This is a genomic window from Streptomyces sp. NPDC058665 (assembly GCF_042714995.1).
GTDB lineage: Bacteria > Actinomycetota > Actinomycetes > Streptomycetales > Streptomycetaceae > Streptomyces.
Genome location: NZ_JBHXRX010000002.1, coordinates 179,319 through 201,728, shown reverse-complemented (window position 1 = coordinate 201,728; position 22,410 = coordinate 179,319). Strand labels below are relative to the sequence as shown.

At 70.5% G+C, this 22,410-nt stretch carries 17 protein-coding genes; 7 read left to right on the top strand and 10 right to left on the bottom strand.

Annotation, left to right across the window (positions count from 1 at the left end; all coding sequences use genetic code 11):
* Positions 1-9 precede the first annotated feature (9 nt).
* From ACFWV8_RS02300 to ACFWV8_RS02290, 3 genes are all read right to left on the bottom strand, one after another.
* Positions 10-1,011: a DNA-3-methyladenine glycosylase family protein gene (locus ACFWV8_RS02300; protein WP_384197170.1), complete on the bottom strand. Its 1,002-nt coding sequence runs from the start codon at positions 1,009-1,011 to the stop codon at positions 10-12.
* Positions 1,012-1,592: 581 nt separating this feature from the next.
* On the bottom strand, positions 1,593-2,675 hold the full coding sequence (locus tag ACFWV8_RS02295; protein ID WP_384197169.1) for a sugar phosphate nucleotidyltransferase: 1,083 nt from the start codon (positions 2,673-2,675) through the stop codon (positions 1,593-1,595).
* A 63-nt stretch (positions 2,676-2,738) separates the two neighbouring features.
* The gene (locus ACFWV8_RS02290; RefSeq protein ID WP_384197167.1) at positions 2,739-4,013 is read right to left on the bottom strand and encodes a peptidoglycan recognition protein; all 1,275 of its coding nucleotides are present in this window, start codon (positions 4,011-4,013) and stop codon (positions 2,739-2,741) included.
* Positions 4,014-4,150: 137 nt separating this feature from the next.
* On the opposite strand from ACFWV8_RS02290, the gene ACFWV8_RS02285 reads away from it, so the two are divergent.
* The 4 genes from ACFWV8_RS02285 to ACFWV8_RS02270 all read left to right on the top strand — a co-directional run bounded on the left by ACFWV8_RS02285 (position 4,151) and on the right by ACFWV8_RS02270 (position 10,395).
* Entirely contained in the window at positions 4,151-4,957 is an 807-nt protein-coding gene (locus tag ACFWV8_RS02285) for a TIGR03089 family protein (protein ID WP_384197165.1), read from the top strand.
* A gap of 139 nt (positions 4,958-5,096) precedes the next feature.
* Positions 5,097-6,440 carry an LCP family protein gene (locus tag ACFWV8_RS02280; RefSeq protein WP_384197164.1) on the top strand — a complete coding sequence of 448 codons (1,344 nt, stop codon included), beginning with the start codon at positions 5,097-5,099 and terminating at the stop codon, positions 6,438-6,440.
* A gap of 224 nt (positions 6,441-6,664) precedes the next feature.
* A complete protein-coding gene (locus ACFWV8_RS02275; protein ID WP_384197162.1) occupies positions 6,665-8,563 on the top strand; it encodes an LCP family protein in 1,899 nt (632 codons plus the stop codon).
* Positions 8,564-8,646: 83 nt separating this feature from the next.
* Positions 8,647-10,395: an LCP family protein gene (locus ACFWV8_RS02270; RefSeq protein ID WP_384197160.1), complete on the top strand. Its 1,749-nt coding sequence runs from the start codon at positions 8,647-8,649 to the stop codon at positions 10,393-10,395.
* A 117-nt stretch (positions 10,396-10,512) separates the two neighbouring features.
* Here ACFWV8_RS02270 and ACFWV8_RS02265 read toward each other — a convergent pair whose 3' ends face one another.
* Positions 10,513-11,544, bottom strand: a complete 1,032-nt coding sequence (locus ACFWV8_RS02265) for a glycosyltransferase family 2 protein (protein ID WP_384197158.1) — start codon at positions 11,542-11,544, stop codon at positions 10,513-10,515.
* Between the two features lie 370 nt (positions 11,545-11,914).
* On the opposite strand from ACFWV8_RS02265, the gene ACFWV8_RS02260 reads away from it, so the two are divergent.
* Entirely contained in the window at positions 11,915-13,306 is a 1,392-nt protein-coding gene (locus ACFWV8_RS02260) for an LCP family protein (RefSeq protein WP_384197227.1), read from the top strand.
* Positions 13,307-13,367: 61 nt separating this feature from the next.
* Here the strand turns inward: ACFWV8_RS02260 and ACFWV8_RS02255 are convergent, their stop codons facing one another.
* On the bottom strand, positions 13,368-13,916 hold the full coding sequence (locus tag ACFWV8_RS02255; protein ID WP_384197157.1) for an acyl-CoA thioesterase: 549 nt from the start codon (positions 13,914-13,916) through the stop codon (positions 13,368-13,370).
* A 119-nt stretch (positions 13,917-14,035) separates the two neighbouring features.
* On the opposite strand from ACFWV8_RS02255, the gene ACFWV8_RS02250 reads away from it, so the two are divergent.
* Entirely contained in the window at positions 14,036-15,316 is a 1,281-nt protein-coding gene (locus ACFWV8_RS02250) for an LCP family protein (RefSeq protein WP_384197155.1), read from the top strand.
* A gap of 75 nt (positions 15,317-15,391) precedes the next feature.
* On the opposite strand, the gene ACFWV8_RS02245 is transcribed toward ACFWV8_RS02250, so the two are convergent.
* Entirely contained in the window at positions 15,392-16,564 is a 1,173-nt protein-coding gene (locus ACFWV8_RS02245; protein WP_384197153.1) for an acyl-CoA dehydrogenase family protein, read from the bottom strand.
* A gap of 232 nt (positions 16,565-16,796) precedes the next feature.
* Between ACFWV8_RS02245 and ACFWV8_RS02240 the strand changes: the two genes are divergently transcribed.
* Complete coding sequence (locus ACFWV8_RS02240) at positions 16,797-18,143, top strand: UDP-glucose dehydrogenase family protein (protein ID WP_384197151.1); 1,347 nt, start codon at positions 16,797-16,799, stop codon at positions 18,141-18,143.
* A 17-nt stretch (positions 18,144-18,160) separates the two neighbouring features.
* Here ACFWV8_RS02240 and ACFWV8_RS02235 read toward each other — a convergent pair whose 3' ends face one another.
* From ACFWV8_RS02235 to ACFWV8_RS02220, 4 genes are all read right to left on the bottom strand, one after another.
* Positions 18,161-19,366, bottom strand: coding sequence for a membrane dipeptidase (locus ACFWV8_RS02235; RefSeq protein WP_384197149.1), 1,206 nt, complete (start codon positions 19,364-19,366; stop codon positions 18,161-18,163).
* A gap of 158 nt (positions 19,367-19,524) precedes the next feature.
* Positions 19,525-20,718, bottom strand: coding sequence for a dipeptidase (locus ACFWV8_RS02230; protein WP_384197147.1), 1,194 nt, complete (start codon positions 20,716-20,718; stop codon positions 19,525-19,527).
* Positions 20,719-20,726: 8 nt separating this feature from the next.
* Positions 20,727-21,251: a 5-(carboxyamino)imidazole ribonucleotide mutase gene (gene purE, locus ACFWV8_RS02225; protein WP_384197145.1), complete on the bottom strand. Its 525-nt coding sequence runs from the start codon at positions 21,249-21,251 to the stop codon at positions 20,727-20,729.
* Positions 21,248-22,387 carry a 5-(carboxyamino)imidazole ribonucleotide synthase gene (locus tag ACFWV8_RS02220; protein WP_384197143.1) on the bottom strand — a complete coding sequence of 380 codons (1,140 nt, stop codon included), beginning with the start codon at positions 22,385-22,387 and terminating at the stop codon, positions 21,248-21,250. The genes purE and ACFWV8_RS02220 overlap by 4 nt, the downstream gene beginning before the upstream one ends.
* Between the last annotated feature and the right edge of the window lie 23 nt (positions 22,388-22,410).

The window sequence follows — 22,410 nt, the reverse complement described above, 5'->3', positions numbered from 1 at the left end:
GCCGCGTGGCTACAGGTGGGCGATTCTGCCGACGGGCATGCGGGGGGCGCGGCGTGGTGGCGTACGGCCGGTGAGCAGGATCAGCCGTACGGCGCGGTGGCGCTGGCCGGCGTACGGCTCAAGCAGTTCGAGCATCCCGGCGTCGTCGGTGTCGGGGCGGCCGGCGAGCGCGTAGCCGATGATGCCCGGCAGATGGAGGTCGCCGACCGTGACGGCGTCCGGGGCGCCGTTCGACCGCTGGAGGACCTCGGCGGAGGTCCAGGGGCCGATGCCGGGGATCAACTGGAGGCGGGCGGCGGCGAGTTCGGGCTCCATGGTGGCGGCCTCCTCCAGGCGGCGGGCGACGCGGACGGCGCGCGCGATGGTGTCGGAGCGCTTGGCGTCGACGCCGGCCTTGTGCCACTCCCAGGACGGGATCATGGCCCAGGTGCGGAAGTCGGGCATGACGTACATCCGGCTGTCGCGGCGGCCGTCGGGCGGGTCGCCGTACGGACCGGGGGCGGGCTCGCCGTACTTCCGTACGAGGTGGCGCCAGGACCGGTACGCCTCGATGGTCGTGACCTTCTGCTCCAGGACGGACGGGATCAGGGACTCCATGACGAGGCCCGTGCGGCAGAGGCGGAGGCCGGGGCGGCGGCGTTGGGCCGCGGCGACGAGTCTGTGGCGCGGCACGAAGGCGTCGGGGTCGTCCGAGGCGCCGAGCAGCTCGGGCAGGCGCTCCAGCAGCCAGTCGGCGCCGGGGCCCCACGCCTCGGCGCGCACGCCGGTGTCGCCGGCCCTGACCCGCAGGGTGCCGGGCCCTTCGGGCGTCCGGGTCGCGCGGACGGCGGACCCGTCCTGGGAGAGCCGGAAGGTGGGGTCGGCGGGACCGCGGCGGAGGGGTCCGAGGACGAGCCCCAACTCGAAGTCTCCCTCGGGCACCCAGATTCGTGTCTTGGGCGTCGGGGTAGGGCGGCTCGGCCGTGGGGTGGGTAGGGCGGGGGTGGTGCGGGGGGCGAAGCGGCCTGCCACGGGGAGGGTCCTTGGGGGTCGGGGTCTGTGAAGAGGGTAGGCGCTGCCGTCCGGTGACCTGTCCCCAACCCCGCCCCTTCCCGAAACCGGGGGCGCTGCCCCCGGACCCCCGCGCCGGGGAGGCGATGCGCCGCGCTGCGCGGGCGCCCCGGGCTCGTGCCACAGGTGCGCCGGGCGAGTACGCAGAGTCCGCCCACACGGCAGAACTGGGCCAGCTCCGGGCCACAGGCGCCTGCACCACGCAGGCACCCCGCCTGCCGGAGGCGAGGCGGCGTGCCGCGCCAGCCTCCGACGCTCGCCCCACGGCTCCGCCGGCCGAGCCCGCCAGCTCCAGGCGACAGACCCCCGCCGGGCGGGACGCCAGCCTCAGGGTCGTACCACCAGGAGGAAACGGTGGGCGCTCCCGAGCACCCGTGCCGGGAAGAAGTGGCGCACTCCGTCGCGCCGGGCGGGCGCCGCAACGAGTCGGCCCGCACGCCACGCCGGGCAAGCTCCGGCCGCAGACTCCCCGCCGCGCGAAAGCGCAACACCGTGCCAGCGCCCTGCCCGGCAGCGAAGCGAGGCCGTCGGCCCCGCCTCCCTCACTCGTCCGGCGAGAAGCGGATCGAGTGAGCGGGGAGCGTCGTGTCGCACCAGATGCGGGCTCCTGATTGGAGCTCGTTGTCCGGGCCCACCGTCGCTCCGTCTCCGATCACCGCTCCCGACAGGATCGTGCGGGCTCCCACCCGTGCTCCCGCACCCACCAGGGAGTCCGTGATCACCGCGCCGGGGCCGATCACCGCGCCGGGGAGGATCGCGCTGCCCGAGATGCGGGTGCCCTCCGCGATCAGGGCTCCCTCGCCGATCACCGTGCCCGCCGTGAGCTTCGCGTCCGGGGCGACCGTGGCCGTCGGGAGGATCAGGCGGTCGCCGCAGCGGCCGGGGACCGACGGGGACGGGGCCACGCCCAGGACCAGGTCCGCCGAGCCGCGGATGAAGGCCTGGGGGGTGCCGAGGTCCAGCCAGTACGTGGAGTCGACCATGCCTTGCAGATGCGCCCCCGACTCCAGCAGGCCCGGGAACGTCTCGCGTTCCACCGACACCGGGCGGCCCGTCGGGATCGAGTCGATCACCGAGCGGCGGAAGACGTACGCCCCCGCGTTGATCTGGTCGGTGACGATCTCCCCCGGTGTCTGCGGCTTCTCCAGGAACGCCGTGACCCTGCCGTCGTCGTCCGTCGGCACCAGCCCGAACGCCCGCGGGTCCTCGACCCGGGTCAGATGCAGCGAGACGTCCGCCCCCGACGACGCGTGGGTGCCGACCAGCGCGCCGATGTCCAGGCCCGTCAGGATGTCGCCGTTGAAGATGAGCACCGGGTCGTCAGGACCCGAGTCCAGGCGCGCGGCGACGTTGCGGATCGCGCCGCCGGTGCCGAGCGGCTCGCGTTCGGTGACGTACTCCAGACGGAGGCCGAGGGACGAGCCGTCCCCGAAGTACGGCTCGAACACCTCGGCCAGATACGACGTCGCGAGGACGATGTGCTCGACCCCGGCCGCCCGCGCCCGTCCCAACTGGTGCGCGAGGAACGGGACGCCGGCCGCCGGGACCATCGGCTTGGGCGTGCGCACCGTGAGCGGCCGGAGCCTGGTGCCCTTGCCGCCGACCAGGAGGATCGCTTCAGTCACCTTGTTCGTCTCTGCTTCCTGCTGGGTCGGCGGTCCCCCGTGCGGGGGGGGTGCCGAGCCAGTCTAGGAGCGTCCCTGGTACTTCGCGGCGGATACCCGGACCGCGCCGAGCTTGCCGTACAGCCTGTTGCCCGGACAGTCGGTCACGAACCCGTCCCGGTGGCCCGAGACCGCGTTCATGCTCACCTTCTTGCCCTGCTGGTACTTGTTGCTCCCGCCCGACGTCAGCGTCACCTTGCCCTTCGGGTTGATCCCGTGCAACCCGAGCTTCCAGGCGCTGAGCCTGGCCACCGCCGTCGTCACGGCGGCGGGCGGGTTGACGGTCGAGTACGACCCGAGGACGGCGATTCCGGTGGTGTTGGAGTTGAAGCCGAGCGTGTGCGCGCCCATGACGGACTTCGTCACGCCTCCGGCCCGCCCCTCGTAGATGTTTCCGCACTTGTCGATGGCGAAGTTGTAGCCGATGTCGCGCCAGCCGCTGCTCGTCACGTGGTAGCGGTAGATACCGCGAATGACGGAGGGTGCCTGCTTGCAGGTGTAGTTGTTGCCCGTCGCGCTGTGATGGACGAAGGCCGCCTTCACCGTTTTCGTGTAGCCGAACCCGCGCTCACGCAGCTTCTCGTTCGCGCCCCATCCCTTGCGCGAGACGATCTTCGGGCGCGGGGCCTTGTACTGCTTGGCGGCGGCTCCGGCGACGGCTCCGGTGCCGGAGTCAGTGCCTGTGTCGCCGCCACCGCCCGCCGACTGGCCGCGCGACGCGTCGGTCTCCTTCACCGGCAGTTGCTCCGGCGCCTCCCCCGGGTCGACCAGTTCCAGGCTCAGCCCGTGCGGCAGCGGCTCACGGCCGGGACGGTCGTCCGAGCCGGCGTCCTGGCTCTCGTCCGCCTGGACCCTCACCTGGACACCGTCCGACGGCCCGACCCACAGGGGCGCGGTGGAGCCCCGTACGGTGCCGGACTCACGTTCCGCCGTACCGCGATCCGCGCCGTGTTCGGCGTTGTGCGTCTCCAGGCGCTGCCAGCCGGACCAGTCGCCTGTCCCGGCGGACCGGCTTCTGACCTGGACCGAGCCGTGGAGTTCGGCCTCCGCGTCGTCCCAGACGACACCGACGAGCGAGTAGGGCTGGACGTCCTGCTTGGGCAGCCCCTGCTCGGTGACTTCACCGGAAGAGCGTTCGGGTCCGAGCGGGACCAATGGCAGCGACTCGGTGGAGCCCGGCACGGATGAGCCCGCCCGGCCGTCCTGGGGAGCCGCCGCGGCCCCGGAGGACAGCGAGAGCGGGAGTACGAGCGCCGCGGCGCACGCGACGCCGATCGAGGAAGACAGGAATGCACGCATGTGCCGATCGTGCGGCCGCACCGCCGTACCCGCCTTCCGGGAGCACCCGCGGAAACTGACGGGCCATCGGACCAACCGGTGGACCGCGTCACCGGTACGGCGGTGTGCGCCCGGCCGCCCCGCGTACCCTTGCCCGGGTGAACGCCAGCGACCGCACCCCCGCCGACCTGCTGCGATCCGCCCTCGCCACGGATCCGGCCCGCCCCTTGGTCACCTTCTACGACGATGCCACCGGTGAACGCGTGGAATTGTCCGTGGCCACCTTCGCCAATTGGGTGTCCAAGACCGCCAACCTCCTCCAGGGCGATCTCGCCGCAGCGCCCGGCGACCGGCTCGCGCTGCTGCTGCCCGCGCACTGGCAGACCGCGGTCTGGCTGCTCGCCTGTTCCTCTGTCGGCGTGGGCGTCGAGATCGGCGGGGACCCGGCCGACGCGGACCTCGTCGTCAGCGGCCCCGACACACTGGACGCCGCCCGCGCCTGCCGTGGCGAGCGGCTCGCCCTCGCGCTGCGTCCGCTCGGCGGCCGTTTTCCCCAGGCACCCGAGGGTTTCGCCGACTACGCGGTCGAGGTGCCCGGCCAGGGCGACCGTTTCGCGCCGTTCGAGCCGGTGGACCCGGACGCGCCCGCGCTCACCGTCGGCGGTACGGAGCTGACGGCGGCCCAGATCGTCGAGCGCGCCCGCACGGACGCCACGGCCCTCGGCCTGACGGCCCCCGGCGCCCGGCTGCTGTCCGGTAAGCCGTACGACACCTGGGAGGGGCTGTCCGCCGGGCTGTACGCGCCGCTCGCCGCCGGCTCGTCCGTGGTGCTCTGCCGCAATCTGGACCAGCTGTCGCCGGAAGGGCTGGCCAAGCGGATCGAGAGCGAGCGGGTCACGGGCACGGCGGACCCCACAGGCTCTCAGCGTTCGGGATACCGTCCGGTCGGCGACACGGCGACCTGATGGCCCGACCGGTTCCGGCGCGGAGCGCCGCCTGCGGTAGATGATCGTCGGTATTCCTATTTCAGTGCACAACCAAGTGTGCGATTCAGCCGTCTACCCCTGAAACCGGCGGAGCCCTACGCCGCCGACGCCATGAAGGATGGACTCCGCCGTGACCGACAGCGCTGGCACGCCGCCCGAACCGGACCCCCGGGCAGACGACGAGCCGCCGACCGCGTCGCCCGGGTCCGACGGCGACGCGAACGAGAACGAGATCAAGAACGAGAACGAGACCACTGGGGAAAGCGGGACCACTGAGGAAAAGGAAGAGGAGACCGAGTCCTCCGACGCCGACGCCGACGCACCCCGCAAGCGCCACTGGCTCCGCTGGACCGCCCTCGGTACCTCCGTCGTCGTCCTCGCCGCCGCCGGTGTCGGCTGGTGGTTCTACCAGAAGCTCGACGGCAACATCACCACCGACACGACCGCCGCCGCCGAGCTGCGCACGTACGAGAAGGAACGCCCCCGGCCCATCGCCGTCGACGCCAAGAACATCCTTCTCATCGGCTCCGACACCCGCGCCGGGGCGGGCAACGGCAAGTACGGCCGGGACGACGGCGGCTCGCAGCGGTCCGACACCACGATCCTGCTGCACCTGGCAGCCGACCGGCAGAGCGCGACCGCCGTCTCCCTCCCGCGTGACCTGATGGTCGAGATCCCGAGCTGCCTCACCTCGGAAGGCCGGCGCTCCAAGGCGCAGTCGGCGCAGTTCAACTGGGCGTTCCAGTTCGGCGGTACGGCGTGCTCGATCCGTACGGTCGAGAAGCTCACCGGCATCCGGATCGACCACTACATGGTGATCGACTTCAGCGGCTTCAAGGACATGGTGGACGCGGTCGACGGTGTCGATGTCTGCCTCAAGAAGCCGGTCGACGACGTCGACGCGCATCTGAAGCTGCCGGCGGGCAAGCAGACTCTCAGCGGTGAGGAAGCCCTCGGTTTCGTCCGGGCCCGCAAGACCATCGGGGACGGCAGCGACACCGAACGGATGGAGCGCCAGCAGCAGTTCCTCGGTTCGCTCGTCAGGAAGGTGCAGAGCAACGGTGTTCTGCTCAATCCCACCCGGCTGTATCCGGTGCTGGACGCGGCGACCAAGTCCCTGACGACCGACCCCGGTCTGAACACGCTCAAGGACCTGTACGACCTGGCGCGCGGCCTTCGGAACGTACCTACGGAAAAGGTGCAGTTCATGACGGTTCCGCGGCAGCCCTATGTCAACGATCCGAATCGTGACGAACTCGTGCAGCCGGACGCGGGGCGGCTTTTCTCGCAGCTGCGCAAGGACGAGCCCGTTTCGATCGCTCCTCCTGGGGAGAAGGAGAACACACAGCGTGACGAGGGACGTTCGGGAACAGATGAAAAGCCGGACGGTCCGGGAGCGTCGGACGCCACCGCGACCCCGAGTTTCCCGGGCACAAATGCCGCCGCCGGACTGTGCGAGTAAAAGGAAAACCAAGCAGAGGTCGGCAGTCTATGACGATTGACCAGATTGCCCACTTGTAAGAGGAGTCGAATTTGTCACGGACGTCGCTCGACGCTGAACTGGGCGGATAGTGTGACTCGATCCGGTTCATCGGACCGTGAGGTCGCGCACTGCCGGATCGAAAGACCGAGCGCCTTTGGGGGAAGAGGCGCTTCGCGTGGCACCGACGGAGGACTCAAGCAACCGTGGATGCGCATAGCCGTGGCGAGTCGGGCGGGATCGACCCCGCCGACCAGTGGGTACTCAACCCGCAGACCGGCAATTACGAATTGCGACTGAACCACTCCGAAGGGCAGTCGTCCGCCCCTTCCCGCGACGCGGGAAACGGGACCGGCGCTCCTCGCCGGTCCAGAAACGCCTCACCCACGGACGACGGTTCGCCGCGCGGCCGTTCCGGCCGGGACCGCAGAGCGCCGGGCGCCGCGGGAGCGGGAGCCGCCGGAGCGGGCGCGGCAGCCGGAGCAGGCGCAGACGGAGCGCCCGACGGCGCCGGCGCGCGCATTCCCCGCGCACGTAACTCCTCCGGTTCCACCGGCAATTCGGGTACGGGGCGCCGCGACGTACCCGGCCAGCGCAGCCGCCGCGCCGCGAACAACGCCGACAGCGGGGCCACCGGGGCGGGCCGCCGTAAGCGCAAGGCGCCGCCCAAGTCCCGCAAGAAGAAGCTCCTCGGCTGGACCGGCGGCATCACCGCGTTCGTCCTCATCGGCGGCGCGGGCGCGGCCTACTACGCGTACCAGGAGCTCAACGGCAACATCAAGACGATCGACGTCCAGGGCGCGGGCAGCGGCGGCTTCAAGAAGGACCAGGCCGTCAACATCCTGGTGATCGGCACCGACAAGCGCACCGGGGCCGGCAACGAGAACTACGGCGACAAGGACAGCGTCGGTCACGCCGACACCACGATCCTCTTCCATGTCTCCAAGGACCGGACGAACGCGACCGCGCTCTCCATCCCCCGCGACCTGATCACCGACATCCCCGACTGCGAGACGAAGACCGAGGACGGCACGAAGGTCGTCCCCGGCGAGCAGGGCGTCCGGTTCAACACCAGCCTCGGCCAGTCCGAGCGCGACCCGGGCTGCACCATGCGTACGGTCAAGGAGCTGACCGGCCTGACGGTCGATCACTTCATGATGGCCGACTTCAACGCGGTGAAGACGCTGACGTCCGCGGTCGGCGGTGTGGAGGTGTGCGTCGGCAAGGACGTCGACGACCCCGACTCGCATCTGAAGCTGACCAAGGGCAAGCATGTGATCGAGGGCGAGCAGGCGCTCGCCTTCGTCCGTACGCGGCACAGCTTCGGCAACGAGAGCGACCTGGACCGGATCCAGACCCAGCAGCAGTTCCTGGGCTCCCTGATCAGGAAGATGAAGTCCAGCGAGACGCTGACCAATCCCGCGAAGCTGTGGGACCTGGCGACGGCGGCGACCGACGCGCTCACGGTCGACACGGGCATCGGCAGCATCGAGAAGCTGCGTGACCTCGGTATGGAGCTGTCGAAGGTCAATCCGAAGAACATCAGCTTCACCACGCTGCCCGTCATAGACAACCCGGCCGAAGTCGTGAAGGCGACGGTCGTGGTGAACGAGGCGCAGGCGAAGCCGCTGTTCGCGATGATGCAGAACGACACCTCCCTCACCGAGGTGAAGGAGAAGGAGAAAGCCGCCAAGAGCAAGCAGGCGGCGCTTCTGAAGGGAACCAAATCGGCCCCCGAGGATGTCAGGGTCGATGTGTTCAACGGTGGCGGGCCGCAGGGTTCCGCCCAGGAGACTCTCGCCTGGCTGCAGAACGAGGAAGGCGTCAACAAGTCCACCAACAAGGGCAACGCGCCTGAGGACTTGGCCAAGACATCGCTGGAGTACGCGCCGAACCAGGCCGACCAGGCCCGCCGTCTCGCGGACATGATGGGCCTTCCCGCCGGTGCGATGAAGCCGGGCACGGAGGACGCCGTGGGACTTGAGGCGATGACCCTCACCCTCGGTGCGGACTTCAAGGGCGCGGGCATTCCCATCGTCGGTCCGGCAAAGGCGCCGGAAGGCGTGCAGAAGGTGGAAGCGGACAAGCAAGTGTGCGCCACGTGAGCCCGGTTCCGGTGATCCCGGAGCCCCGACTCGTGCGGCGCGCCTGAACGACAGGGGTAGGGGGGTACGGAGTGGGGCAGAGCATGCGCAGAAACGGGACGCGGCAACGCGTCCCGCACGCCAGCGAGTTGGGCTGGGACGACAGTCTGTACGAGGACGGCCCGGGTGACGCGGGCGGTCCTGACGGAGCGTCGGGCGACGGAGCGCCGGGCGGAGCGAACGGCGGCACGGGCCCCGGTCCCGGCGAAGCGTCCGCCTCCCCCTCCGGCGACGGTGACGACCGCTCCGGAAAGAAGCGAAAGGGCGGTCCGCGCCGCAGTGGCTCGCGCCCGCGCAACCGCCGCGGCAAGCGCCGGATACTTCTCTGGGTCTCCGCCGTCCTCGCCCTGCTGATCCTCGGCACGGCCGGCGCCGGTTACCTCTACTACCGTCATCTGGACGGCAAGCTCAAGAAGGAAGACCTGACGCTCGGCGACAAGCCGATGGCCGACCACAAGGCCAACTCCGCGGGCCAGACCCCGCTCAACATCCTCCTCATCGGCTCCGACGCCCGGGACTCCAAGGAGAACCAGAAGCTCGGCGGCGCCAAGGAGACCTTCGGCGGCACGCCTCTCGCCGACGTACAGATGCTGCTCCATGTCTCGGCCGACCGCAGCAACATGTCGGTCGTCAGCATGCCGCGCGACACGATGCTGAAGATGCCCAAGTGCACGGACCCGGACAGCGGTGAGGTCTACCCGGCGAGCACGGTCGACGTACAGACCAACGAGAGCCTGGGACGCGGGGGTCCCGGGTGCACGGTGGCCGCCTGGTACGAGCTGACCGGCATCACCATCGACCACTTCATGATGATCGACTTCGCGGGCGTGGTGTCGATGGCCGACGCCATCGGCGGCGTGCCGGTCTGCGTCCAGGAGAACGTCCACTCCCGCAACGCCGAGGGCAAGGGCTCCGGGCTGAAGCTGGAGAAGGGCGAGAACGTCATCCAGGGTGAGCAGGCCCTCCAGTGGCTGCGTACGCGTTACGGCTTCGAGGACGGAAGCGACCTCGCCCGTACCCACGCCCAGCACATGTACATGAACTCGATGGTCCGCGAGCTGCGCAAGGGCGCCAAGCTGACCGACCCCGGAAAGCTGATGAGCCTCGCCGAGGCGGCCACCGACGCGCTGACCGTCGACACGGGGCTCGGCGGCGTCAAGAAGCTGTACGACCTGGCGGAAGAGCTCAAGAAGGTCCCCACGAACCGCATCACGATGGCGACGATGCCCAACGTGTACGGCGAGGGCGCCCAGGCCGGGCGGGTGTTCCCCAAGCCCGGCGACGCCGAGCAGCTGTTCACCATGGTCCGCGACGACGTGCCGCTCGACGGCAAGGCGTCCAAGCGCAAGCCCCCGGCCGGGACCGACGACCCGGCTGCGGCTCCGGCGGACACCGGGGTGCTCGTACGCAACGGCACCGGCAGCGCCACGCAGGCGCCGACGCCGCAGCGGGCCACGGCGGTCGCGGGGCTGCTCGTCGGCAAGGGCTACACGAAGGCCGTCTCGGACGCGACGCCCGATCCGACCGAGCACACCCAAGTCCTCTTCCCCAGCGCCGACTTGGAAGGTGACGCGCAGGCGGTCGCCAAGTCCCTCGGGATTCCGGTCTCTTCGGTGAAGAAGTCGACGGACGTGTCGGGTGTCACGCTGGTCGTGGGCGCGGACTGGCGCACGGGTGACACGTATCCGAAGTCGGCCGCGCCGGACGAGAACAAGACGCCGGACACGGCGCGGGCGCTCAACGGGGCCGACGACGGCGAGTGCATGGAGATCCAGCCCGGCTTCACCTTCTAGGGCGTGTCTTTTGGATCAGGCCGGTATGTCGAGGAGCCCCGGGCGACGCGCCCGGGGCTCCTCGCCGTACGTATCGGTCGTGCGTACGTACGTAGCGCTCCTACGTAACGGCCCCGCTCAGGCGGTCTGCCCGACCGCCGGGCGGCGGCTCGCGATGACCTTCCTGGCGAGCGAGCGAGGGCTGGTCAGAAAGCCGACCCCCCACGACATGTGCATCGTGGCGAGCGCCAGCGGGATCTGGAGCCGCGCCTTGAGCGGCAGCCCCTTCCCCGCCGGTATCGAGCCCGCGACGATCGCCGCGAGATAGCCGCCGGGGACGATCAGCGCCCAGGGGGTGAGGGCCAGACCGACGACGACACCCAGCGCGTTGGCGCAGACCGCGACCGGCGGCGCGAGGTAGCGCAGATTGATCGACCCCGAGTGGAAGCGGGCGACGACATGGCGCCAACGGCCGTAGTCCTTGTACTGCTTGGCGAGCGCCCGCACGGACGGCCGCGGCCGGTACTGGACGCGCAGCTCGGGCGAGAACCAGATCCGACCGCCCGCCTCCCGGATCCGGAAGTTCAGCTCCCAGTCCTGGGCGCGGATGAACTCCTCGTTGTAGCCGCCCTGTTGCTCCAGTGCCGCGCGCCGGAAGACGCCGAGATACACGGTCTCGGCGGGGCCCGCCTCGCCGCCCGTGTGAAAGGCCGCGTTGCCGACACCGATCCTGGAGGTCATCGCCGCGGCGACGGCGTGCTCCCAGTCGTTCTCGCCCTCGGCGTGCATGATGCCGCCGACGTTCTGCGCGCCCGTCTCCTCCAGGAGCCGTACGGCGGTCGCGATGTAGTTCGGCGAGAGCATGCCGTGGCCGTCGACACGTACGACGACGGGGTGTTTGGACGCCTTGATGGCCGCGTTGAGCGCCGCCGGCGTGCGGCCGGTCGGATTGGGCACGGTCTGCACGCGGGCGCGCGCGCTGTCCGCCGTCTCACGTACGAGTTCGGCGGCGATCTCGTCCGTACGGTCCGTGGACGGGCCGAGCGCGATGACGACTTCCATCTCGCCGTCGTACTCCTGCTCCAGGATGTGCCGGACGGAGTCCCGCAGATGCCGTTCCTCGTTGAGCACCGGCATGATCACGGACACGGCGGGGGGCTGGGCAGGCATGTGATCCTTCGGGCGGCCGGGAGACGGGTTCTGGCACGCCACGTTACCGCGAACGGGGGACCCCGACGCGCGTCGGGCGGGCTCAGCGCAAGGCTGCTGATCGTATGGGCCTACCTTGCGTCCCCTGGCCGTCCCTCGCCCCGCCCCGCCCCGGCAGTCCAGTCGATCCCGTCACCCGCGGAGGTGTCCCCCCGTGCCCACACCACCCCGCTCCCCCCGGCCCCGGCCCGCCGGTCGGCCCAGACCGGCGCAGACCGGCGTCCGGTCCGCGCCGAGCGCCGGCGCCGACCGCGGTGTGCGCGGTGTCCGTGGTGGGCGCGGCCCCCGTGGCGGGCGCCGGAACGGCCGTCCCGGCCGGCCCCGCTGGGGAATGCGGGTGGCCACGACGCTCTCGGTGCTGGTGCTCGGCGCCGGGGGCATCGGGCACGCCGTCGTCACGAGTCTCGACACCGGGATCGGCCGGGTGGACCCGTTCAAGGACATGAAGAACCGGCCCGACGGGGGGAACGGCATGAACATCCTCCTGGTCGGCACCGACGGCCGCGACAAGATCACCAAGGAGGAGCGGCAGAAGTACCGGCTCGGCGGCGCCCCCTGCCGCTGCACCGACACGATCATGCTCGTGCACATCTCGGAGGACCGTGAGCGCGCGAGCGTCGTGAGCCTGCCGCGCGACAGTTACGCCGAGTTGCCCTCGCACACCGACGAGAACACCGGCGAGAAGCACGGGCCGCACCCGGTGAAGCTCAACGCGGCGTACGCGGAAGGTGGCCCGCAGCTGACGGTCCGGACCGTCGAGGGCATGACCGGCGTGAAGGTCAACCACTATCTGGAGATCGACTTCACCAGCTTCATGAAGACGGTCGACGCGGTCGGCGGGGTGGAAATCTGCACCGCCAAGCCGCTGAAGGACTCGCACACCGGCCTCGATCTGCGCGCGGGGACGCACAAGCTGGACGGTGGCAAGGCTCTCCAGTACGTGCGCTCCCGCTATCTCGACGGCTCGTCCGACCTCGGCAGGATGCAGCGCCAGCAGCGCTTCATGGCCGCGCTGATCAAACAGGCCACCAGCAGCGGGGTGCTCCTGAATCCGGTGAAGTTCCGCGGTGTGACCTCGGCCATGCTCGACTCGGTCCGGGCGGACAAGGGCTTCGGTACGCAGGAACTGCTCACGCTCGGCAAGGCGATGCGCGACTTCACTCCGGCGTCGTCGGAGTTCACGTCCGTGCCTGTCGCCCCAGGGGGTTTCCCGGTCAAGGGCATCGGCTCGACGCTGAAGTGGGACCCGGTGAAGTCGAAGAAGCTCTTCCGCGCGCTGCGCGAGGACAAGCCGCTGACGCCGCCGGCCCCCGCCGGACCGCACGGGCCGCAGGCGCCCACGCAGCCGCCGGCCTCGCTGGTCGAGGTGTCGCCGCAGCAGATCAGGGTGCAGGTCTACAACGCGACCCGGCGGGACGGTCTGGGCCAGCGCGTGGACAGCGCGCTGCGCGCGACCGGCTTCGGTACGACGCGGGCCCCGCTGAACCACACGGGGCCCGAGGCGACGCGTACGCAGGTGCTGTTCGACCCGCGCTGGGACCGCTCGGCGAGGTCCCTGGCCGCCGCGCTGCCTGGCTGTGAGCTGAAGCCGGTGCCCCGGCAGGGCGCGACGCTGAAGGTGATGGCGGGGAAGGACTACAAGGCGGTACGGCCGGTGAAGGCCGAGGATGTGCACCAGGGCGAGTTCGGGGCGGTGACGGGCGACCAGGTGGTGTGCCCGTGACGAGGACCGCGTACGGGCCCCGTGGGCAGTCGGCCACGGCCGCCTCGTCCGCCCCTACCACTCAGTCGTTGATCCCCTCGGCGGCGCGCTTCTCGCGCAGCTCCTTGATCGCGCGCCGCCGGGCGAGCCGGTGCGTACGCCGGATCTGCGCCTCCTGGTAGCGCCGCTTGTCGCGCTCGGTCTCCGGGATCACCGGCGGTACGGGGCGGGGCCTGCCGTCCGCGTCGACGGCGGCGAAGACGAGATAGGCGCTGCCGACCTGCTGGGCGGGGGTGGACTCGTTCCAGCGCTCGGCCAGCACGCGTACGCCGACCTCCATGGACGACCGTCCCGTCCAGTTGACCTGGGCCTTCACATGGACGAGGTCCCCGACCCTCACCGGCTCCAGGAAGACCATCTCGTCCATGGACGCGGTGACCGCGGGCCCTCCGGAGTGCCGGCCGGCGACCGCTCCCGCGGCGTCGTCGACGAGCTTCATGATCACGCCGCCGTGCACCGTGCCGAGGAGATTGGTGTCACCGCCGCTCATGATGTGACTGAGCGTGGTACGGGACGCTGAGGTGGGCTTACCCGGAATATCTGTCTCGGGGCGGACGGCCTGGTCTGTCATGCCCTCCACCCTATGCGGGGGTCCGTAACGGCCCGCATTGCATCAGCTTGGCAACAGGGATGCTGTGATTTTCCTCCACCCCTGTATGCGCGACACCTCTGAGCCGCACACTGGTCCGCATGAACGATTGGCCTGACGGATGGAACGGCGACCGCGCTGACCGTGGCGGCGAGCGTTACGGACGCGGCAGCGCGGGCGGTCAGCCCGAAGGCGTTCGCGCGATGCCGCACGTGCAGCGGCGCGCGGTCCCCCAGCAGCCGTCGCAGGGGTACGACGGGGGATACGACCCGCCGCCGTACAACAGCGACTACAACACCGGCCAGGTCTACGGCACCCCGGCCGACCGGGGTCAGGGCGGCCCGCCGGGTGTGCCGCCGCAGGGGTCCTACAACAACGGCGGCGGTTATCCGCCCGACCACGCACCGGACTGGCGGCGCCGTATCAAGATCACCGCGATCTCCCTGGTCGTCATATTCCTCGTCGTCTCCATAGGCACCTACTTCTGGGCCGACTCCAAGCTCAAGCGCGAGGTCGACCTCTCGAAGGTCATCGAGCGCCCGGCGGCGGGCGACGGCACGAACTATCTGATCGTCGGCTCCGACAGCCGTGAGGGCATGTCCGACGAGGAGAAGAAAGAACTCCACACGGGCAGCGCCGAGGGCAAGCGCACCGACTCGATGATGATCCTGCACGACGGCTCGAACGGCCCGACGCTGATCTCGCTGCCGCGTGACTCGAACGTGGTGATCCCCTCGTTCCGCGGCTCGGAGTCAGGGAAGCTGTTCCCGAACCAGGGCCGCGAGACCAAGCTCAACGCGGCGTACGCGGAGGACGGGCCCGAACTGCTCGTGCGTACCGTCGAGTTCAACACCGGTCTGCGCATCGATCACTACGTCGAGATCGGCTTCGCGGGCTTCGCCAACATCGTGGACGCGATCGGCGGCGTCGAGCTGGACATCCCGAAGGCCTTCAAGGACAAGAAGTCGGGCGCCGACTTCAAGGCGGGCAAGCAGACGCTGGACGGCGAGCAGTCCCTGGCGTTCGTCCGCACCCGGTACGCCTTCGCGGGCAGCGACCTGGACCGTACGAAGAACCAGCAGAAGTTCCTGGCGGCCCTGGCCTCCCAGACCGCCACACCGGGCACGGTCCTCAACCCGTTCAAGCTCTACCCGACGATGGGCGCGGGCCTGGACACCCTGATCGTCGACAAGGACATGTCGCTCTGGTCGCTGAGCCAGATGTTCTTCGCGATGAAGGGCGTCACGGGCGGCGACGGCAAGTCGATGAACATCCCGATCTCGGGCAGCACGGGCGGCAACCTTGTCTGGGACAAGGCCAAGGTCAAGCAGCTCGTGGAACAGCTGAACAACGACGAGAAGGTCACGGTCACCTCGGACTGACCCCCTCGATCACCACGCACCACCCGAATCGCCCCGGCCCGCTCACGCGCACCGGGGCGTTTCGTCGTACAGCGCCTACGGCAGGTTGCGCGCCATCACGATGCGCTGGATCTGGTTCGTGCCCTCGTAGATCTGGGTGATCTTGGCGTCGCGCATCATCCGTTCCACCGGGTAGTCGCGCGTGTAGCCGTAGCCGCCGAGGAGCTGGACCGCGTCCGTCGTGATCTCCATCGCCGTGTCGGAGGCGAAGCACTTGGCCGCGGCGCCGAAGAAGGTCAGGTGTTCCTTGTCGCCGCCGTCGGAGATGCGCTGGGAGCGGGCCGCCGCCGAGTAGGTGAGCTGGCGGGCCGCCTCCAGCTTCATCGCCATGTCGGCGAGCATGAACTGGACGCCCTGGAAGTCGCCGATCGGCTTGCCGAACTGCTTGCGCTCCTGGACGTAGCCCGTGGCGTAGTCGAGCGCGCCCTGGGCGATGCCGAGGGCCTGGGCCGCGATCGTGATGCGGGTGTGGTCCAGGGTCTTCATCGCCGTGGCGAAGCCGGTGCCCTCGGCGCCGATGAGGCGGTCGGCCGGGATGCGGACGTTGTCGAGGTAGACCTCGCGGGTCGGGGAGCCCTTGATGCCGAGCTTCTTCTCCGGGGCGCCGAAGGAGACACCCTCGTCGCCCTTCTCCACGACGAACGCCGAGATGCCCTTCGTACGGCGGTCGGGGTCGGTGACGGCCATCACCGTGTAGTACTCGGAGACGCCGGCGTTGGTGATCCAGCGCTTCACGCCGTTGAGTACGTAGCTGTCGCCGTCCCGTACGGCCTTGGTCTTCATGCCGGCGGCGTCCGAGCCCGCGTCCGGCTCGGAGAGGCAGTACGAGAACATCGCGTCGCCCTTGGCCAGCGGGCCGAGGTACTTCTTCTTCAGGTCATCGCCGCCGGAGAGGACCACGGGCAGCGAGCCGAGCTTGTTCACGGCCGGGATCAGGGAGGACGAGGCGCAGACGCGGGCGACCTCCTCGATGACTATCACCGTGGCGAGGGCGTCCGCACCGGCGCCGCCGTACTCCTCGGGGACGTGGACCGCGTGCAGATCCGCGGCGACCAGCGCGTCGAGCGCCTCCTGGGGGAAGCGGGCCTCCTCGTCCACCGCGGCGGCGAACGGCGCGATCTTCGCCTCGGAGAGCGCGCGCACCGCCTCCCGGAGCATGTCGTGCTCCTCCGACGGGCGGTACAGGTCGAAATCAGCCGATCCGGCCACGGTCCTTCACTCCCCTGAATGCTAACTACCGTTAAGTAACACCAATTTTAGAGGTCGGGAGCACCGCGCCGTACGTGAGTTTTCCGACAGCTCCCGCACCTTGCCGTACGGGCGACCGAAAAGGCGTCCGGAGCGCGGGGCTATGCTCGGCCGCGCACTCGCACGGTGCGATCGCAGCCGCGATCGCACGCCGGGCGCCACCGCATCCCGACCGCACTCCCAGGAGCACGACATGGCCCTCAAGATCACTGTGATCGGTACCGGCTACCTCGGCGCTACGCACGCCGCGGCCATGGCGGAACTGGGCTTCGAAGTCCTCGGGCTCGACGTCGTCCCCGAGAAGATCGAGATGCTGTCGGCGGGCCGGGTCCCGATGTACGAGCCCGGCCTGGAGGACCTGCTGCGCAAGCATGTCGCGGGCATCGAGGGGTCGAGCGGCCGGCTGCGCTTCACCACCTCCTACGAGGAGATCGGCGCGTTCGGCGACGTCCACTTCGTCTGCGTGAACACCCCGCAGAAGCACGGCGAGTACGCGTGCGACATGAGCTACGTCGAGAGCGCCTTCGACTCGCTGGCCCCGCAGCTGGGCCGGGCGGCGCTGGTGGTCGGCAAGTCGACCGTGCCGGTCGGCAGCGCGGAGCGGCTGGCGCGGCGGCTCACCGAGCTGGCGCCGGAGGGCGTCGACGTCGAGCTCGCCTGGAATCCCGAGTTCCTGCGGGAGGGCTTCGCCGTACAGGACACGCTCCACCCGGACCGGATCGTGGTGGGCACCGACAGCGAGCGCGCCGAGAAGCTGCTGCGCGAGGTGTACGCCACGCCTCTCGGAGAGGGGTCACCGTTCGTGGTGACGGACTTCCCGACCGCCGAGCTGGTGAAGACCGCCGCGAACTCCTTCCTCGCCACCAAGATCTCCTTCATCAACGCGATGGCCGAGGTCTGCGAGGCGGCAGGCGGCGACGTGGTGAAGCTGGCGGAGGCCATCGGCTACGACGAGCGCATCGGCAGGAAGTTCCTCCGGGCCGGGATCGGCTTCGGCGGCGGCTGTCTGCCCAAGGACATCCGGGCGTTCATGGCGCGGGCGGGCGAGCTGGGGGCGGACCAGGCGCTGACGTTCCTGCGCGAGGTCGACTCGATCAACATGCGGCGCCGCGGGCACATGGTGGAGCTGGCGCGCGAGGCCGTCGGGGGCGACTCGTCGTTCCTCGGCAAGCGGGTCGCGGTCCTGGGCGCGACGTTCAAGCCGGACTCGGACGACGTACGGGACTCCCCCGCGCTCAACGTCGCCGGGCAGATCCATCTCCAGGGCGGTCAGGTCACCGTGTACGACCCGAAGGGCATGGACAACGCCCGCGGGCTCTTCCCGACGCTCGGCTACGCCGAGTCCGCGCTGGAGGCGGTGCGCGGCGCCGATGTCGTCCTGCATCTGACCGAGTGGCGCGAGTTCCGGGAGCTGGACCCGGCGGAGCTCGGCGGGGCCGTGTCGCGGCGGCTGATCCTCGACGGGCGCAACGCGCTCGACCCGGCGGCGTGGCGCGGGGCGGGCTGGACGTACCGGGCGATGGGCCGGCCGAGGGCCTGACCGGCCCGTGGACACAACTACCGGCGGGCGTCGTCCAGTTCTTCGATCTTCGCCGTGGACGGCCGGCGCCGCTGCTGGTTGGCGCGCGCCAGGAACTCGGTGTCGCGCAGCACGCGTGCCGCGTTGCCCCAGGTGAGATCCGAGACGGCGGTGTCGTCCCAGCCGCGTTCGAGCAGTTCGGCGATCAACTGCGGGTAGCACGAGGTGTCTTCGAGGCCGACGGTGTGCGGTGTCCGGGACTCGCGGCCGTACGTCCCCGAGAGACCGACGCACTCCGGGCCCGCCACGTCCCGTACGCGCTCGACGGCGTCGGCGACCTGGGAGAGTGCCGGTGTCCTGCCGTGGGCGATCTGGTCCGGTGCGAAACTCACCATGCAGACACCGTTGTTGGCGCCGAGCAGCGCCAGGATGTCGTCCGGGACGCTCGCGGCGGAGTGGGAGAACATCACCGGTGCCTTGGTGACGGCGAACGTGGCGCGCGCCGTCTCGTCGGACGTGCCGGTCAGATCGATGACGACGCCGAGCCGGTTCAGCTCGCGCACGGCCTCGTGGCCGAAGCGGCTGAGCCCGCCCTCGGCCCAGCGGGCGCCCGCGAGGGAGAGGGCCCGCACGCCGAGGAAGTGGAACGCGCGCAGCGTGGCGAGCGAGTCGCCCATGGCCGGGCCCGAGACGGGGCCGAGGAGCGAGGCGACGCGTCCGCAGTTGCGGGCGTCGGCCAGGTCCCCGGCGCCGAGCGCGATGCGCAGGCTCTCCGGGTGGGACGAGATCAGATCCCGTACGAGGTCGATCAGCTCCAGCGTGGTGCTGACGGCCCGGCCCTCGCGGACCGCCGCGGCGTCGACCTCCAGGGACCAGAACTGCGCGCCCAGCGCGCCCTCTTTGATCCGCGGCATGTCGGTGTCGAGGAAGCTGTCGCCCTGTTCGAGGTCGTGGCTGTGGCTGGTGGCGCGGCGGCGCAGCAGCGTGGGGGCGAGGCTGTTGTGGCCGTCGACGACGGGGTGCGAGGCCAGCAGCTCGCGGGCGCGCTCGGCGGACGAGGCCGGCGTGGCGGGCGTGGCCGGGGAGGCGGGCAGTGCCGGGGAGGCTGCGTCCATGGCCGTCATCGAGTCGGTGGGCGGGGTCGTCAGCGATTCCGTGGGCGGGCTGGGGTGCGGCCGCGCGTCGAGATCACCGGCCGCCGGTGTCGCGTCCGTGTCGTAGGGGTCGTCCTTCAGATCTGCCATGACGAGGCTCCGTGGGGTGCGAAGGCAGTACGGCCACCGTGCCACGGGCCGCCGGACGGGTCGCGGCGGACGGGGCGTTCGGGGGTACGGCGCGGGGCGCGGGCCCGACAAGTCCGGCCCGCGCCCCGTACCCCCGGAGTCTCAGTACCCCCGGCGTCTCAGCCGTCCAGTTCCGCGATGGTCGCCGTCGAAGGACCGCGCTCCGCGCGCAGCGCACGGGCCACGTCCTCCGCGGCGCGCAGCACCCGTACCGCGTTGTGCCAGGTCAGCTTCGCCAGGTCCTCGGGAGACCAGCGGCGGGCGAGGAGTTCAGCGACGAGGTTCGGGTAGCCGGCGACGTCCTCAAGGCCGTCCGGCGTGAACGCCGTGCCGTCGTAGTCGCCGCCGATACCGATGTGGTCGATGCCCGCGACCTCGCGCATATGGTCCAGATGGTCGGCGACCGTCGCGACGGTCGCCGCCGGGCGCGGGTTGGCCGCCTCGAAAGCCCGGTGGATCCTCATCGCGGACTCGGTCGTGTCGAGCGGGTGCGCACCGCGCTCGCGCATGTTCTCGTCGGCGGCCTTCGTCCAGGCGATGGCCTCGGGAAGGATGAACTTCGGTACGAAGGTGGCCATCGCCACCCCGCCGTTGGCCGGCAGCAGTTCCAGCACGTCGTCCGGGATGTTGCGCGGATGGTCGCAGACCGCCCGCGCGGAGGAGTGCGAGAAGAGCACGGGCGCGGCGCTGGTGGCGAGCGCGTCGCGCATCGTCGTGGCGGCCACGTGCGAGAGGTCGACCAGCATGCCGGTGCGGTTCATCTCGCGTACGACCTCGTGGCCGAAGGGCGAGAGGCCGCCCACGCCGGGCTCGTCGGTCGCCGAGTCGGCCCACGCGAGGTTGTCGTTGTGCGTGAGTGTCAGGTAGCGCACGCCGAGCGCGTACAGGGCGCGCAGCGTGGCGAGGGAGTTGTTGACGGAGTGGCCGCCCTCGGCGCCCATCAGGGACGCGATACGCCCGGTGCGGCGGGCGTTCTCCATGTCGTCGGCGGTGCGGGCCGCGGCGAGGTCGTCGGGGTAGCGGGCGATCATGCGCCCGACGACGTCGATCTGCTCCAGGGTCGCGCTGACCGCCGTGTCGCCGGCCATGTCGGAGCGTACGTACACCGACCAGAACTGCGCCCCGACCCCGCCCGCCCGCAGCCGCGGGATGTCGGTGTGCAGATGCGCCGACTGGTCGTCGGCGAGGTCGCGGCGGTCGAGGTCGTAGGCGACCTGTTCACGCAGCGCCCACGGCAGGTCGTTGTGCCCGTCGACCACGGGGAAGTCTTCGAGCAGTTCGCGGGCCTGCTCCAGATAGTCATCGGTGCCCATGGGGGCCCTCACTTCCCGAAGCCGAAGCTGTCGTGACCGCTGACCTTCGCTCGCAGGAGTCTGCCCTTGTCCGTGGCCTGTTCGTTCAGGCTCCGCTGGAAGTCCTCCATACGGGCCCGCAGCCCGGGGTCGGACGCCGCCAGGATCCGCGCGGCCAGCAGACCGGCGTTACGGGCTCCTCCTACGGAGACGGTCGCGACCGGCACGCCTGCGGGCATCTGCACGATCGACAGCAGCGAGTCCATGCCGTCCAGGTACTTCAGCGGTACCGGGACGCCGATGACCGGCAGCGGGGTGACGGAGGCCAGCATGCCCGGCAGATGGGCCGCGCCGCCCGCGCCCGCGATGATCGCCCTGAGCCCGCGTCCGGCGGCCTCCTCGCCGTACGCGATCATCTCGCGCGGCATCCGGTGCGCGGAGACGACGTCGACCTCGTAGGCGATCTCGAACTTGTCGAGCGCCTGCGCGGCGGCCTCCATGACGGGCCAGTCGGAGTCCGACCCCATGACGACGCCGATGAGGGGAGAGCTCATGTGGTGATCGTTCCTCGGAGGTATCCGGCGGCGTGGCGGGCGCGCTCCAGCACGTCGTCCAGGTCGTCACCGTAGGTGTTGACGTGGCCCACCTTGCGGCCGGGCTTCACGTCCTTGCCGTACATGTGGATCTTGAGCTGCGGGTCATGGGCCATGCAGTGCAGATACGCCGCGTACATGTCGGGGTAGTCGCCGCCCAGTACGTTGCACATGACCGTCCACGGCGCGCGCGGGCGCGGGTCGCCGAGGGGCAGGTCGAGCACGGCGCGTACGTGGTTGGCGAACTGCGAGGTGATCGCCCCGTCCTGCGTCCAGTGGCCGGAGTTGTGCGGGCGCATGGCCAGCTCGTTGACGAGGATCCGGCCGTCGGCCGTCTCGAACAGCTCGACGGCGAGATGACCGACGACGCCCAGTTCGGCGGCGATCCGCAGCGCGAGCCGCTGCGCCTCGCCGGACAGCTCGTCGGAGAGACCGGGCGCGGGCGCGATGACGGTGTCGCACACGCCGTCGACCTGCTGGGACTCCACGACGGGGTACGCGACGGCCTGGCCGTGCGGCGAGCGCACGATGTTGGCGGCGAGCTCCCGGACGAAGTCGACCTTCTCCTCGGCGAGGACGGGGACGCCGGCCCGGAAGGGCTGCTCCGCGTCGTCCTCCGATCGGGCGAACCAGACGCCCTTGCCGTCGTAGCCGCCGCGCACCGTCTTCAGGATGACGGGGAAGCCGCCGACCTCGGCGGCGAAGGCGGCGACATCGGCGGGGTCGGTGACGATGCGATGGCGCGGGCAGGGCGCGCCCAGCTCGGTGAGCCTGGCGCGCATCACGCCCTTGTCCTGCGCGTGCACGAGGGCTTCCGGCCCGGGGCGTACGGGGATGCCGTCCGCCTCCAGGGCGCGCAGATGCTCGATCGGCACATGCTCGTGGTCGAAGGTGAGCACGTCGCAGCCGCGCGCGAAGGCACGCAGGGTCTCCAGATCGGTGTGGTCGCCGATGACCACATCGGCGACCACCTGGGCCGCGGAGTCCTGAGGGGTCTCGCTGAGGAGCTTGAATCTGATGCCGAGGGGGATGCCCGCCTCGTGGGTCATACGGGCGAGCTGACCGCCGCCGACCATGCCGACTACCGGGAATGTCACACTCCCAGGGTATCCGTCGCCCG